Source organism: Polyangium sp. 15x6, from assembly GCF_029960785.1.
Taxonomy (GTDB): Bacteria; Myxococcota_A; Polyangia; order Polyangiales; family Polyangiaceae; genus Polyangium.
Genome location: NZ_JASBQE010000031.1, coordinates 36,927 through 51,020, shown reverse-complemented (window position 1 = coordinate 51,020; position 14,094 = coordinate 36,927). Strand labels below are relative to the sequence as shown.

Below are 14,094 nucleotides of genomic sequence, written 5' to 3'. Positions count from 1 at the left end.
GCAGGAGATCGCAGATAGATCGGGAAGCTAGGGGCCATCGTAGCAGGACGCGGCGAGCACGAGAAGAGCGTGGAGGACGTCTGTCCGGTCCAGGCAGGATTGGCTTTCAGGGACGATGTTCGGGCATCCCCCGAAGCCCCCTCACCGTCACCCCGACGCGCTCCCGTGTCCGCCCCGAAGCTCCCACGTGCTGCACCGCGCCCGTTCTGCTAGAGGCTCCGCCAGATGGGCTACCCTATCGAGGTTGCGCTCCGATACCTGGGGAGCAAGAAGCGCGCGTTCATTTCGGTCGGCACGGCCTTCGCGATCCTGGGCGTCACGCTCGGCGTGGCTGCGCTCGCCACCGTCATGAGCGTGACGGGCGGCTTCCAGGCGCAGTTCCGCGAGAAGGTCCTCGGCGTGAACGCCCACGTGCTCGTGCTGAAGTACTCCACGGATTTCCGCGAGTATCGCTCGATCATGGAGCAGGTCGGGAAGGTCCCCGGCGTGCTCGCGGTGGCGCCGTTCAGCATCAACCCGATGATGCTGACGCACGGCGACGCGACGGCCACGGGCGTGCTGCTCAAGGGCGTCGATCCCGCGACGAGCCTCGGCGTGGGCATGCCGGAGGGGTCGTCGTTCGTCCTGGACTTGCCGAAGCAGGTGAAGTTCGGCTCCCTCAACGGCCTGCGCCTGCCCGGCGCAAAGCCGCCCGAGCGTAGGAGCAGCGGGCCCGAGCTGCCTCCCGTGCCCATTCTGCCGGACAAACGGGCGCTCGATCAGGACGCGGGCGCAGACGGCGGCTCGGGCACGCAGGGGTTGCTCCGCGCGATCGAGGAGGATCTGCGCAAGGCCGAGAAGGCGCCCGCACCCGACAAGGAGAAGCTCGAGCCGAGCGGCGGGGGCATCGAGGAGATCCTCGCGATCGAGGCCGGCAAGCTCGGCGGCGCGGACAAACCGGCGGACGACAAACCCGGCGCGGACAAACCGGCGGACGACAAGGCCGCCGCGGCGGACGACAAGCTCGCCGCCAACGCGCCCGTCGGCTCGGTCGAGCCCGAGGGCGGCTACGCGAGCAAGCTGCCGGACGACGACGACGTGCCCAAGGAGGTCGATCCCGACCTCTGCGCCGATCCGGCCGAGGTCGCGAAGCTCCCCGGCATCGTCGTCGGCATGTCGCTCTCGAAGACCTTGAAGCTCGAACTCGGCGATTGCGTCACGGTCACCTCGCCGACGATCGGCTACTCGTACTCGGGCGGGTCGCTGAAGCCGCCCGTGGCCAAGCGCTTCCGCGTCATCGCGCAGTTCGAGGCCGGCTTCGATCAGTACGACTCGAAGCTCGTCTACACCGACCTCTACGAGGCGCAGGCCTTCTACGACCAGGGCGACACGGTCACCGGCGTGGAGATGAAGGTCGACGACATCGACCAGGCCAAGCCCATCGCCAAGCAGATCAGCCAGAACCTCGCCAGCGGCCTCTACCACACGATGGACTGGGAGGAGCTGAACCACGGCCTGTTCACGGCCCTGCTCATCCAGCAGATCCTCATGAGCGGCGTGCTCGCGCTGATCATCGTCGTCGCCGCGTTCACCGTCGTGGCCACGCTGATCATGGTCGTGCTCGACAAGACGAAGGAGATCTCGGTCCTCAAGGCGATGGGCGCGACGGACGGGGAGATCCTGCGCATCTTCCTCTACCAGGGCGGGATCATCGGCCTGCTCGGCACGACGTTCGGGCTCCTGCTCGGCGTCGCCGTCTGCAAGGGCCTGCTCGTCTACGGCTTCCCGCTGGATCCGAAGGTCTACTTCATCTCGGAGCTGCCGGTGCAGGTGCGTCCGCTCGAGTTCATCATCACGGGCGCCATCGCCATCGTGATCTGCCTCGTCGCCACCATCGTGCCGAGCCTCTACGCCGCCCGCCTCCGCCCCGCCGAGGGCTTCCGCGCCCAGTAGCGATCACGCGCCGAGCGGCAGCGTGAACGAGAACGTCGTCGTCTTGAAAGGCTCGCTCTCGACCCGGAGGACGCCGCCGTGCGCCTCGACGAGGCCGCGGCAGATGTAGAGGCCGAGCCCGAGCCCCTTGATCCGGGACGTGCTCGCCATCCCCCGCTGAAAACGCGAGAAGAGCCGCGGCATGAGCTCGGGGTCGATCCCCGGCCCCTCGTTGCACACGCTGAGCGCGACCTCCGCCGACTGCACCCGCAGCCGGATCGCGATTGGCGTCCCGGGCTTGCCGTACTTCACCGCGTTCGAGACCAGGTTCTCCACCACCTGCTGGATGCGCCCCGCGTCGACGTGCACGAGCGGCACGTCCCGATCGATCGAGAGCCAGACGCGCGCGCGCGCGTCCTCGTCGGCCATGTCCTCGACGATCTGCCGGAGCAGGGCCGGCAGGTTCGTCGGGGCGCGGACGAGCTCGAGCTTGTGCGTGTCGAGGCGCGACAGGTCCGAGAGATCGTCGGTCATGCGGACGAGCCGCTCGGCGCTCGCCCGGATCCGCTCGATCTTGAGCTTCACGGAAGGATCGGTGACGCAGCGGACGAGGTGCGCCGCGGTCGCGAGGATCGTGGTGATGGGCTGCCTGAGATCGTGCGCGACGATGCTCGTCCACTCCTCGCGCAGGCGCGCGAGCTCCTTCATCGCCGTGATGTCGTTGAAGAGGACCACCGCCCCCTGGATCGCGCCGCTCTCGTCGCGCACGGGCGAGGCGTTGACCAGCGAGTGCATGCAGGTTCCGTCGGGCCGCTTCAGGATGAGCTCGCGGCCGACGATCACCTCGCCCGCCATCGCGCGCTCGACGCTCAGTTCGCCGGGCTCGATCGGCGTGCCGTCCGGGCGCGTGACGAGCTTCCGCAGGTCGTCGAGGTTCGGCGTGGCGTCGACGAGCTCCCCGAGGATCTGGTCCGCCATGCGATTGCGCGTGACCCGCGGCGACGTCACGCCCTCCCAGAGCTGGATGCCGATCGGCGAGCTCTCGATGACGGCTCGGAGCCAGCGGCGCTCGTCCCCGAGGGCCTTGAGCAGCGCCTCGCGCTCGCGCTCCGCGCGGCGTAGCTCCGTGATGTCCTGCACCACGCCGAGCACGCTGAGCGGCTTGCCCGCCTCGTCCCGCGTGAGCTCGGCCTCCATCCGGACGATCCGGAGCTCGCCGTTCGGCCGGACGACCCGGTGCTCGCACGCGAAGCGCTCGCCGTCCTCGACGAGCGAGCGGAAGCCGAGGAGGACCCGCATCCGGTCCTCGGGCAGGAGCACGCTCGCGAGCGTCTGCGGCGGCTCGGGGCCGGCGCGCGGCGGCAGGCCGAAGATGCGGTAAACCTCTTCGGACCAGGACGACACGCCCGCCTTCGCGTCCCACTCCCAGTGGCCGACGTGCGCGACGCGTTGCGCCTGCGCGAGGCTCTCGCGGCTCCTCCGGAGCGCCTGCTCGGCACGGCGCTGCTCGGTCACGTCCTGGAGCGTGCCGACGACCCGCGCGGTCTTGCCCGCGGCGTCGCGCTCGATGTCGGCCTCCTGGTGGAGGAGCCGCTCCGCGCCGTCCGGGCGACGGATGTGGATGTCGACCGACAAGCTCCCGCCAGTCTCGAGCGCCGCCTCGTAGGCCGCGCGCAGGCGCGCTTGTTCCTCGGGGGTCATCCGCGCCGCGAAGATCGCGTTCGCCTCCGCGAGCGTGCGCGGGGTAGGGGAGGGTTCGAGCCCGAGCAGGCGGTAGTACTCGTCCGACCAGACGACCTGGTTCTCTTTGATGTTCCAGTCGAGGCTGCCGACACGCGCGACCCGCTGCGCGCGCGCCAGGCTCTCGTGGTTCCTTCGGAGCTGCTCCGCGGCGCGGTTTCGCGCCGTCACGTCGTGGAAGCCCGCGACGTGGCAGCCGGGGACCACGTTCGCCCGCGCGTGGCACGCGACGTCGATCGTGCTGCCGTCGCCCCGGACGAACGTGAAATCGCCGGTCAGGATGCCTTCGACCAGGAACTCGCGCCAGAGCTCCTCGAAACGCGTGGTGCCGTGGGCGGGCGTGATTTCGTGGATCGTGAGGCCCAGGATCTCCTCGCGGGTCCGGCCGAGCAGGCTGCAGGCCGCGGGGTTCGCCTCGACGAACCGGCCGTCGTCGTTCGCCACGAGGATGCTGTCGAACGCGGCGTCGAAGAAGCTTTGAAACGCATTCTGCCAGGCCTCGGCATTCGCTTCGGCCTCGGCTCGCGCGAGCTTCTCTTCGAGGACGCTCGCCGCGAGGATGGCCAGGGCTTCGAGCGCGCCGCGGGACCTTGGGCTGTTTGGTCCCGACAAACCCGCCACGAGCGCGCCGGCGCGTCCGCCGGGGAGGGCGACGGGCGCGGCAATGAAATGGCGCGCCCCGCTCGCCGCGTGGGCCATGCGGACGTCCTCGGGAGCGGCGGGCGCCTCGGCGTCGACGTCCTCGGTCGTGCCGTCGCGAGCGACCCGAGCGACGAGGCTCGACGCGCCGGGGGCGATGCGGTGGAGCGGAGGGGGCCATTCCGGCGGTCCGCCGCGATGGGCGACGAGCTCGAGCGCGCGCCTCGCGTTCGGCAGGTAAAGCAAGAGAACATTGGCGTCGAGCGCGCGGAGCGCCGCCGTGTACAGGCGCTCGAAGGGCTCTGCCACGGATTCGCGGGTCCAATCACGCGCGGCAGAGCCCTCCATGGCGTGCGGCCCGAAGGCTTTGCCCATCCACGCTGGCCCCGTTGTTCCCCTCCACTTGCTCACGTGAGCGCCGCTAGTTTGCTGAACGAACCACGAACCTAACACAAGCGGAATCGTTCGAGAACGACGCGGTCGAACGGGCTTGTCGAAGGTTTGGACCGCGTCCATCGCCGGGGACGGCGGCTCGGCGGGCGCGCGGAAAGGCGCTTCAGCCGGGTCGGTTGTAGTTCGTGTCTTCGAGCAGGATGACGTTCGTCTTCGAGCGGGTCTCGCCAACGTTCGTCACGTAGACGGCGGGCTTGTCCTGGACAGGGCAGACCTTTTCGCAGGCACCACAGCCGATGCAGAGCGAGGGGTCGACGTGCGGGCGCTGCACGTGCACGGTGGTCATCCCGGGCTCCTTGCCGTCCTCGCCCGCCATGGGCAGGCGCTTCGGGATGTCGACCTCCTCGACCCAGATGGCCTTGGGCGAGGTGGGGCAGAACTCTTCACAAACGATGCACGGCGTGGCCATGGCCCAGGGCAGGCAGCGGCCCTGGTCGTAGAACGCGGTGCCGATCGAGATGGCCTTCTGGTTGATGCCGAGCTTCTGGTCCTCGGTGATCTTCTGGATTGCGCCGGTGGGACAAACCTGGCCGCAGAGGACGCAGGAGTGCTCGCAATAGCCGATGCGCGGGATGAGGATCGGGGTCCAGATGCCCTCGACGCCGGCCTCGAAGAACGCGGGGTGCAGGGCGTTGTTCGGGCAAACCTTCATGCATTCGGCGCAGCGGATGCAGCGCTCGAGGAACTCGCGCTCCTCGACCGAGCCCGGCGGCCGGATGACGCGGTGGTCGTAGTTCGCGTCGATGACGTCGGCGATGCGCATCGCCGGGATGACCACGGCGCCCGCCGCGGCCGAGGCAATGGCGGTGCGGCGGCCCGTGTCCGGCTTCGAGATCGTGCTCTTGCGGGTCGGGAGGAAGCGGAACTTGATCACGTCCTCCGGGCAGGCATTCTCGCAATTGAGGCACATGTGGCACTCGTCCTGGCGCCACTTCACGCCTCCCTGCGGCGAATCCGCGCCCTGGCAATGCACGAGGCAGAGATTGCAATCGGTGCACTTCGCGTGGTCCTTCTCCATGCCGAAGAGCGCGAAGCGGGCGAAGACGCCGAGGAACGCGCCGAGCGGGCAGAGGACGCGGCACCAGAACCGCGGGATCACGCGGTTCATGAACAGGATCGCGACGAGCAGGATCCCGATGAACCAGGTCTGGTGGAAATAGAACTGCTTCGATTGCCAGACGGTCTGCGCCAGGAAATCCTGGGCGCTGTCGGCGGCGGCCTGCACGGGGCGAATGCCGGTCTGGCCCGTGGCCATGCTGGCGACGCCGGTGATGTATTGGAGGGCCGGGACGACGGCGAGGCCGATCGCGCGGACCGCGACGCAGATCGGATCGAAGAGGCCGCCGATCGCGCTGCCGGCGACGCTCGCCGCGAGGAAGGCGTAGAGCAGGTAATACTTCACCTGCTGGCGCGGCGCGGTCTTGTTCGATTCGACGCGCTTGTTGCCGCGCAAATAACGGGAGGGGAAGATCCAGCCGAAGAAATGGTGGAGCGTGCCGAACGGGCAGATCCACCCGCAAAAGACGCGGCCGAAGACGAGCGTGACGCCGAGGAGCCCCACGGACCAGGCGAGCCCGCGGTAGACCGTGTGCGTCGAGAGCAGCGTCATCGCCGCGACGAACGGGTCGGCGAGGAGGAACGCCTCGACGGGCAGGGGCAGGCGCACCGCCGTCTCGGCGGACGCGAACGAGCCGCGGAACGCGGTCTGGAAGAGGAAATAAAGAAACAGCGCGAGGAAGCCGGCCTGCGAGACGCGACGCACCCAGACGAGGATGCGGATCGACAAACGCGCCTCGATGCCCGAGCCGGCGCGCCCTTTCACCTTGGCGGGTTTTGCAGGCGGCGCCTTGGCCGTTCCGACGACAGCGGGAGCGGCCATCGTCAGACCTCCACCCAGCGCAGGTCTTTCCAGTGCATCGTGCCGAGCCCGCGTTCGTGGGCCATGCGCAGGTACGGGATCTCCTCGGGCGAGCGGCCGACGAGCTGGCAGCCGTACGCGTCGACGGCGACCTGATCCGTCGAGGCGAGCAGCGTGCGCATCTCCTTCGCGTCGGCGATGTTGCCGCCCTGCGGGCCGTTGCGCACGAGGACGCGCCAGGCGTCGACGATGGTGAGCGTCGGCTGCATGAACGTCGCGAGATCCGCGATGGAGACGTCGATGTTCTGGTGCAGCCGGTTTCTGCGTCCGCCGAGCGAGCCGTACCAGTTTTTCATCGCCGCCGTGTACTTCGAGAGGTTGTGGTGCTTGGCGATCGGGACGTTGATGACCTTGTCCGCGTTGATGAGCGGCGTGTAGACGGGCCACTCGTCGAGGACCTCGCCCTTGAGCCGCATGCCGCGGAACCGATGCGCCGCGGGGAGCACGACCTCGGCGCCGACGTCGTACGCCGCCTTCCAGATGCCGGAGCGCTGGAAGCAGCGGTTCGGCTCGTTGCACGAGGCGTCCGTGACCACGACGCGCTTGGCGCCCGCGTCGTAGGCGAGCTTGACCACCTCGGCGACGACGCGCGGGTTCGTGTTCGCCGCGTGGATGGGGGTGCGATCCCAGCCGATGTTCGGCTTCACGACGACGATGTCGCCGCGCGAGATGAAGCGGTTCATGCCGCCGAGCGCGGCGACCGCCTTGCGCACGAGCGCCTCGGGCTCGGCCTCGTTCTTCGCGATGACGAGCTTCGGGAGCTCCGCCGGGGCGTCCTTGAGCCGATAATCCCGCGTCTGGGGCCGATCCTTCGAGGGGCCCTCGGTGATCGAGCCGCGATCGAAGCGCATCTTCGCGAGGGCCCCGGCCCCGCCGAGCACGAGCCCCACGGCGGCGAGGCGCTCGATCATCTCACGGCGCGAAATGTTACGCATCGGAAGCTTTCCTACGGATAGCAAGGCCGCGCCGGTGGAACAAGCGGGCCGCGCTGCGGAGAAGCTAGTGGGGGGAGCAAGGGTCGTCGATGAGGATCGACCGCGGGAGAGTGGCTACGGCGCAGGCGGCGCAGGCGGCGCAGGTGGAGGCGGCGGAGGCGCTGGAGGCGGCGGAGGGGGAGGGGGCGGTCCCACCGAGGCGATCGACGTGACGGCCGGCGAAGGCGAGACGGAGGCGGAGCTCGCGGGGCTCGCCGCGCCTGCCCCGGAAGATTTCACCTCGGCGCGGAGTTTGTCCCGTTCGTCGCTGCACGCCTTCTGCTCGGCGACAGCGCGATCCCGCTCCTCGGTGAGCTTCTTCAGCTCCTCGGCCTTCTTTTCGGCGAGGGTGCGCTGCTCGTCGCGTTCGCCACTGAGGGCGACGCGCTGTTTGTCCCACTCGGCCTCGCGGCGCTTCCACTCGGCCTCGGCCTTCTCGGCGGTCTCCTCGCAGGTCTGCAGGCGCGCGGCGCCCTGATCGCGGACCTTCTTGATCTCGATGGCGCAATCGAGCTCGCTGCCCGACTCGCAGAGCTTCATCTGCGCGTCGAGCTGCTCCTCGAAGAGTTTTTTGTCCTTGCTCGCGGACGCCTTGCACTTGTCGACGTCCGACATCGCCGTCTTGTAGGAGGCGTTGCAGATCTCGATCTGATCGAACCGCCGCGCGCCTTCGGCCCGCGCGCGTTCGAGCTCCGTCGCGAGCTTCAAGGTTTCACGCTTGGAGAAGGCGACGACGGCGCCGGCGGCGGCGAGCAGCAGGAGCGCGCCCGCCGAGACGCGGAAGGCCTGGAGCGAGGCGCGTTGCTTCTGGCGCTGTCGCTCCTCGGCGCGGGCGATCTCGCGCTCCGGTTCGAGCAGGACGTCGAGCTCCTCCGCGAGCTCGCTCATGGTCGGACGTTCGCGTGGATCGTGCGCGAGCCACCGCGCGAGCGCCCGATCGATGAGCTCGCGCGCCTCGCCCCGCACCTCGGCGAGCGTGCCGTCGGGCAGCGGATGCTTCGCGCGGACCTCGAGCGCCTGTTCGAGGTCGTCCATCGTGTTCGCCGTGGAACCCGGGTACCGATCCTCGCCGACGAGCGAGACGAGGAGCGTCGCGGCGAGGCAGTACGTGTCCATCTTCTCGCTGATGGGCAGAGCCGCGAGGTTGCCCCTCATCGCGGCGAGCTGCTCGGGCGAGGCGTAGAGCGCCGTGCCCGCGACGAACGTGCCCTCGCGCTCCGCCGCGACGCCGAGGTCGAGCAGGATCGGGTGCACGCGCCCGCCGAACGTGGCCAGGAAGATGTTGTCCGGCTTGATGTCCTGATGCCGAAGGCCAGCCCCGTGCAGCGCTTCGAGGCCGCGGGCGATCGCCAGAAAAACGTCGTGCGCCTCGCGCAGCCCGAGCGGACCCCGTTCGAGCCGCTCGGCGAGGGTCTCGCCGCGGTAGACGGGCATCGTGAGCCACACGTACTCGGGCGTCGTGCCGTGGTCCTTCATCTGGACGACGTTCGGGTGGCCGACCGTCGCCAGCATGACGAGCTCACGCTCGACGTTGCGCCCGGCGAAGTGCGAGCGCGGCAGGATCTTCAGCGCGACCTGGTGCTCGGGGACGTCCTCGCGCTGGGCGACGTAGACCTTGCCGAACATGCCGGCGCCGAGCAGGCGCTTCAGCCGGTAGACACCGCCCACGACGTCGTCGATGGTCGGCATGACGACCACCGAAGGAGGGCTTTGGCTCTCGTGCGGGGGGGCCCCGGCCCGCTGGGAGTCGTCCACGACGGTCACGGCGTAGGCGTGCACGGTGACGGTGGCGCGGAGGTTCGAGCTCTTCACGGCGAGGACGAGCGTACCGCGAGGCCTCCCCGCGCCGCGAGAAAGCAGCAGCGCGCCCCGCCCTGGCTCGGCGCGTGCAAGTCCCTCGGGCAGGCCCCGGCGGCCGAGCAAGGAGGTGCCGCCGAGGGGCGAGATCTCCCTGGTTGCGCGGCTCGGGGTGAGCTTGCAACCTGCGCTCCCCAGGGAAAAGGAGCATTCATGACGACGGGAGCGAACGAGAAACTGCTGGTCCCCATCGACTTCGAAGCCGCCTCGGCCAAGGCGCTCGCGCTGGCGAAGGATCTCGCCGCGCGCCTCGGAGCCGAGGTCGTGCTGGTGCACGCCTACCAGCTCCCGGTCTACACGTACCCGGGCCTCGAACCGACGCTCTTGCCCGGCTTCCACACGGAGGTGGCCGCGGCGGCGCAACGCGCGGTGGATCAACTCGCGAAGCAGGAAGGCGTGGCCGCGGTGCTGCGCGAGGGCGATCCCGCGACGGAGGTGCTCGCGGCGGCGGAAGAGCTCGGCGCCACGATGATCGTCATGGGCACGCACGGGCGCACCGGCGTCGCACACCTGATCCTCGGCAGCGTGGCGGAGAAGATCGTACGGAAGAGCCCGGTCCCCGTGGTGACCGTGCGGGCGGACTGAAAGACCCGGGGGGGCCTTCATGCCGCAGTACCGTGTCGCGGATCTCGGTCTCTTGCCGAACGTCCTCAGCGCGCTGCGCCTTCCGCTCGCGGCGGTCTTCCCGTTCGTCGTCGACGACGTGCGGGCCGCGCTCGCCGTGCTGTTCGCGGCCGCGCTGACGGACGTGCTCGACGGCTGGCTCGCGCGGCGCCGGGGTCAACTCACGGCGGTCGGCGCGGTCGTGGATCCGATCGCGGACAAGGTCTTCGCGGTGACCGTCGTGGGCACCTTGCTCTACACGCGGCGTATGCCCGTGTGGGCGCCTCTGGCCTTGCTCTCGCGGGAGATCCTGGAGGCGCCGCTGCTCGTGTGGGTGCTCGTGAGCCCGAGGTTCCGCGGGGCGCGGCGGGCGGGGGCGCGGTCGAACGTGCCTGGCAAGCTCGCGACCTGCGTGCAGTTCGTCGCGGTGGTCACGGCGATCACGGCGCCTGATCTCGTGGAAGGGATGCTCGTCGCTTCGGCGTGCGCGGGGACCTTGGCGGGCGTGTCGTACTGGACGCGCGAGATCGATCGGGCGCGGAAGCTCGCGGGCGGGGCGCCGCGCGGCCCCTGAGGCGAACGAGCCCCTTCGCTCGCGACGCGGGCGCATGTAACGTGCTGGTCGCCACACCAAGGTGCCTCCTCGACCAGGACGAACGATGCGACCGAAAGTGCTCCTCGCGCTCTCCAGCGTGATTCTCGGGCTCCTGCCGGCTTGTTACGCGGGCGCGCAAGCGCGGTCGTACGCGCCTTCGCGATCCATGGCCGACGCGAGCGTGGCCGAGGAGATCACGGTCGCCGGCGCCGTCGAAGGCGCGGGGGAGGCGCTCACGGCCAGCGGCGGCGATGAGGATGGCATCTCGTACGCGAGCACGACGCCGGGCAGCCTCGCGCTGGGCCTGCGCGCGGCGGAGGCGAACACGGCCCCCGCGGCGCCGCCGCCCCCGCCGCCCCCGCCGTCGGGGGGCAAGAAGGACGAGGCGCCCGCGAAAGAGTCGCCCGTGGGGGGTGAAACAAAGCCGCGCGCGGAGAATACCGGCAAGCAGCTCGAAGGCGACGGCACCGTGGCCGTCATGCGCGCGCCGATGCTCGTCTACACGGCCCGCGTGAACATGGCCGTCTACGAGGTGAAGAGCTCGCTCGGCGAGGTCGAGTCGCTCGCGCGGAGCCTCGGCGGCTTCCTCGCGCGGAGGAACGATCAGTCGATCACGATCCGCGTGCCGGCCGCCCGCTTCGACGAGGCGATCCGGCGCATCGAGAAGCTCGGCGACATGCTCTCGCGCGACGTGCAGGTCGAGGACGTGACCGAGGAGTACCACGACACCGAGATCCGCCTGAAGAACGCGCGCGCCGTGCGCGAGCGGCTCGAGCAGCTCCTCGCGAAGGCGACGAAGGTCGAGGAGTCGATCCAGATCGAGAAGGAGCTCGAGCGCGTGGCCGAGACCATCGACCGGCTCGAAGGGCGCATGAAGTTCCTCCGCGATCGCGCGGCGTTCTCGACCATCACCGTGACGTTCCAGCCGCAGAGCTCGGCCGAGCTCGGCAAGCGTCGCTTCAACCTGCCCGTGCCCTGGATCTACGAGCTCGGCCTCGGCCGGCTGCTCAGCCTGTGACGGAGTATTTCGTGCGAGCTCGATTTGACTCCATCGCTCTGTTCGCTCTGCTGTTCGTCTCGGCCTGCCGTCCCTTCGAGCCGGCCACGCCGCCCGGCTTCGTCGAGCTCGAAGATCGGTATGGCCGCGCCGAGTACCGCGCCACGACGGCCGACGGCGTGGTGCTCGGGGTCCGCGCGTTCGACAACGATCCCAAGGGCGAGCGCGCCTTCTGGGTGCGCGCCCTGGAGAACCGCGTGCGCGACATGGGCGGCTACGCGCTGCTCGAGAAGCGCGAGGTCAAGGATCGCGCCGGCCTCGCGGGGACGCAGCTCCGCTTCGGCCACGACGAGGGGGACGAGCCGTACCTCTACTACCTCACGATCTTCGTGACCGACGATCGCGTGTTCGTCCTCGAAGCGGGCGGGGCTCGGCCGCAGATGCAGCGGCTCGCCGAGCAGATCGACTGGTCGGTGAAGAATTTCCTCCATCACTGATGGGCCCCCGAGCGCGGACAGTCGCCTTGCTTGCGCTCGGCCCCTTTGCTACCCCGCGTCTGGTGCGTCACCTCCTCCCGTCCGGCCATAGGCTCGATCGCCCGCGGCCAAGGTCGCTCGCCGGCGTCGCGTTCCTCTTGCCCGCGCTCCTCCTGCCCGCGCCCGCGAACGCGCACGGCGGAGGCGTGGCGAGCCCGCCGATCGAGGTCCCGCCGCCGCCGCCGGGCGACGGCGCGACGGCGCTCCAGATCCTCAAGGACGTCGAAGCCAAGGCCCAGGATCCACGCTCGAAGAAGGCGGTCGCGGACGCGGTCACGCGCTCGAAGAAGGCGCTCGAACGGGCGCACGGCGCGCGCGCGTCGGGGGACGCTCCGCACGCGCGGCTCCTCGACGGGCTCGCGCTCGAATGGGCGGAGACGGCGAGGGATTTGCTCCGCGCGGCGGAGGCCGAGCAGGCGGCCGCGGCCGTCGCCGACAAGGCGAAGGAAGCCTCGACGCAGGCCGAGCGCGCGCGCGCGCTCCTCGAAGAGACGCAGGCCCGAAGAGGCCGCGCCGAGGCCGAGCTCGAGCGCGCGACGGCCGAGGAGAAAGAGGCCCGCGAGGCCGCCGGGAAGGCCGAGGACGCGCGCATCGCCGCGGGCAAGGGCAAGGACAAACCGGCCAAGAAGGACGACGCCAAGGCCCCGAAGAAGGCCGGCGGCGGCGCGGCCGCGGTCCCCAAGAAGGGGAAGGGGAAGTGATGAAGCGAATGCTCCTCGCGGCGCTCGTCGCGCTCGCCTCGGCGTGCGCTCCGGTGCCGCGCCCGCCGATCCTCTCGGAGGTCGATGCCGTGCAGCAGGGCGCAGCGGCGAAGGAGGCGCGTGATCTTGCGCCGCTCGCGTATGCGCGCGCCGAAAAGCACCGGAAAGAAGCGCACGCCGCATACGAGGCCGGCGACGTCGCGGGCGCGCAGCTTCACGCCGAGTGGGCGCTCGCCGCGTACGCCCACGCTCACACGCTTGCCCGCGTTGCGCGCGCGGAGACGGACGCAAAGAGCGCCGAGGCCGAGCTTGCCTCGCGACAGGCCGAGCTCTCGTCGCTCGACGGTGAGCAGAGCCGCGCGACCGCCGAGGTCGCGGCGCTCGAAGCCCGCATCAAGGTCGCCCGCGACGCGCAGCCCGTCGCGCCGTCCGGCCCCGCGGATGCGGCGCGCGAGAAGGCCCGCGTCGCCGCGGCGCGCTCGCTCGCCCTCGAAGCGCGCATGCTCTGCACGGCGGCGCGCCTGCTCTTGCCCGAGGTCCCGGCACCGAAGGCGGATACGCCCGCGCCCATCGGCGCGCCGACCCGCGAGGCGCTCGTCGCCGAGCTCGACGAGGCAGAGCTCATCGTGAAGAAGCTCGACGAGTCGCTCGCACAGGCGGGCCCTGCGCCGATCGATCTCGCCACGCGCGGCCGCTCGACCTGCCTCTCCGCGCTCACGGGCATGCGCCGCGCCATGACCCCGGTCACGCGCGCGCCCGGCGCGGGGGACGCGCTCCTCGGCGAGATCTCCGCCACGCGGGCGTTTTCGCCGTCGCGCGACGATCGCGGCATCGTGATCACGCTGCGCAACCTCTTCGCCGGCGACAAGCTCACGCCCGCCGCGACCGAGCAGATCACGCGGCTCGGCAAGCTCGCCGCGCAAAACCCGCGCTTCCCGCTCGCGGTCGTCGTGCATCAGGACAAGGAGCCCTCCGCGAAGGAGCAGGCGGCCGTGAAGGCGCGCGCCGATGCCGTCGCGACGGCGCTCCGGGGGGCGAACGCGCCGCGCGTCGACGTCGTCCTCGCGGGCGCGGCCTCGCCCGTCGTGGATCCTGCGGGCAGCGATCGGGCGCGCAACGCGCGCGTCGAGATCGTCTTCGTCACTCCCGAGACATTCTAGTAGCATGCAC

11 protein-coding genes are annotated in these 14,094 nt (G+C 70.3%); 7 read left to right on the top strand and 4 right to left on the bottom strand.

Annotated features, from left to right (window positions below):
- The first annotated feature begins 225 nt into the window (after positions 1-225).
- Positions 226-1,932, top strand: a complete 1,707-nt coding sequence (locus tag QHF83_RS23245; protein ID WP_282420101.1) for an ABC transporter permease — start codon at positions 226-228, stop codon at positions 1,930-1,932.
- A gap of 3 nt (positions 1,933-1,935) precedes the next feature.
- Here the strand turns inward: QHF83_RS23245 and QHF83_RS23240 are convergent, their stop codons facing one another.
- The 4 genes from QHF83_RS23240 to QHF83_RS23225 all read right to left on the bottom strand — a co-directional run bounded on the left by QHF83_RS23240 (position 1,936) and on the right by QHF83_RS23225 (position 9,447).
- Positions 1,936-4,599 carry a PAS domain S-box protein gene (locus tag QHF83_RS23240; RefSeq protein WP_282420100.1) on the bottom strand — a complete coding sequence of 888 codons (2,664 nt, stop codon included), beginning with the start codon at positions 4,597-4,599 and terminating at the stop codon, positions 1,936-1,938.
- A 247-nt stretch (positions 4,600-4,846) separates the two neighbouring features.
- Positions 4,847-6,622, bottom strand: a complete 1,776-nt coding sequence (locus tag QHF83_RS23235; RefSeq protein WP_282420099.1) for a 4Fe-4S binding protein — start codon at positions 6,620-6,622, stop codon at positions 4,847-4,849.
- Positions 6,623-6,624: 2 nt separating this feature from the next.
- A complete protein-coding gene (locus QHF83_RS23230; protein ID WP_282420098.1) occupies positions 6,625-7,596 on the bottom strand; it encodes a DUF362 domain-containing protein in 972 nt (323 codons plus the stop codon).
- Positions 7,597-7,710: 114 nt separating this feature from the next.
- Positions 7,711-9,447 carry a serine/threonine protein kinase gene (locus QHF83_RS23225; RefSeq protein ID WP_282420097.1) on the bottom strand — a complete coding sequence of 579 codons (1,737 nt, stop codon included), beginning with the start codon at positions 9,445-9,447 and terminating at the stop codon, positions 7,711-7,713.
- A 198-nt stretch (positions 9,448-9,645) separates the two neighbouring features.
- Between QHF83_RS23225 and QHF83_RS23220 the strand changes: the two genes are divergently transcribed.
- From QHF83_RS23220 to QHF83_RS23195, 6 genes are all read left to right on the top strand, one after another.
- On the top strand, positions 9,646-10,077 hold the full coding sequence (locus QHF83_RS23220; protein ID WP_282420096.1) for a universal stress protein: 432 nt from the start codon (positions 9,646-9,648) through the stop codon (positions 10,075-10,077).
- Positions 10,078-10,096: 19 nt separating this feature from the next.
- A complete protein-coding gene (locus tag QHF83_RS23215; protein WP_282420095.1) occupies positions 10,097-10,669 on the top strand; it encodes a CDP-alcohol phosphatidyltransferase family protein in 573 nt (190 codons plus the stop codon).
- 85 nt (positions 10,670-10,754) lie between these two features.
- Entirely contained in the window at positions 10,755-11,708 is a 954-nt protein-coding gene (locus QHF83_RS23210; RefSeq protein ID WP_282420094.1) for a DUF4349 domain-containing protein, read from the top strand.
- An 11-nt stretch (positions 11,709-11,719) separates the two neighbouring features.
- Entirely contained in the window at positions 11,720-12,184 is a 465-nt protein-coding gene (locus QHF83_RS23205) for a serine/threonine protein kinase (RefSeq protein ID WP_282420093.1), read from the top strand.
- A gap of 62 nt (positions 12,185-12,246) precedes the next feature.
- Positions 12,247-12,924: a hypothetical protein gene (locus tag QHF83_RS23200; protein WP_282420092.1), complete on the top strand. Its 678-nt coding sequence runs from the start codon at positions 12,247-12,249 to the stop codon at positions 12,922-12,924.
- On the top strand, positions 12,924-14,084 hold the full coding sequence (locus tag QHF83_RS23195; RefSeq protein ID WP_282420091.1) for a hypothetical protein: 1,161 nt from the start codon (positions 12,924-12,926) through the stop codon (positions 14,082-14,084). Before QHF83_RS23200 ends, QHF83_RS23195 begins: the two co-directional genes overlap by 1 nt.
- Positions 14,085-14,094: the final 10 nt, after the last annotated feature.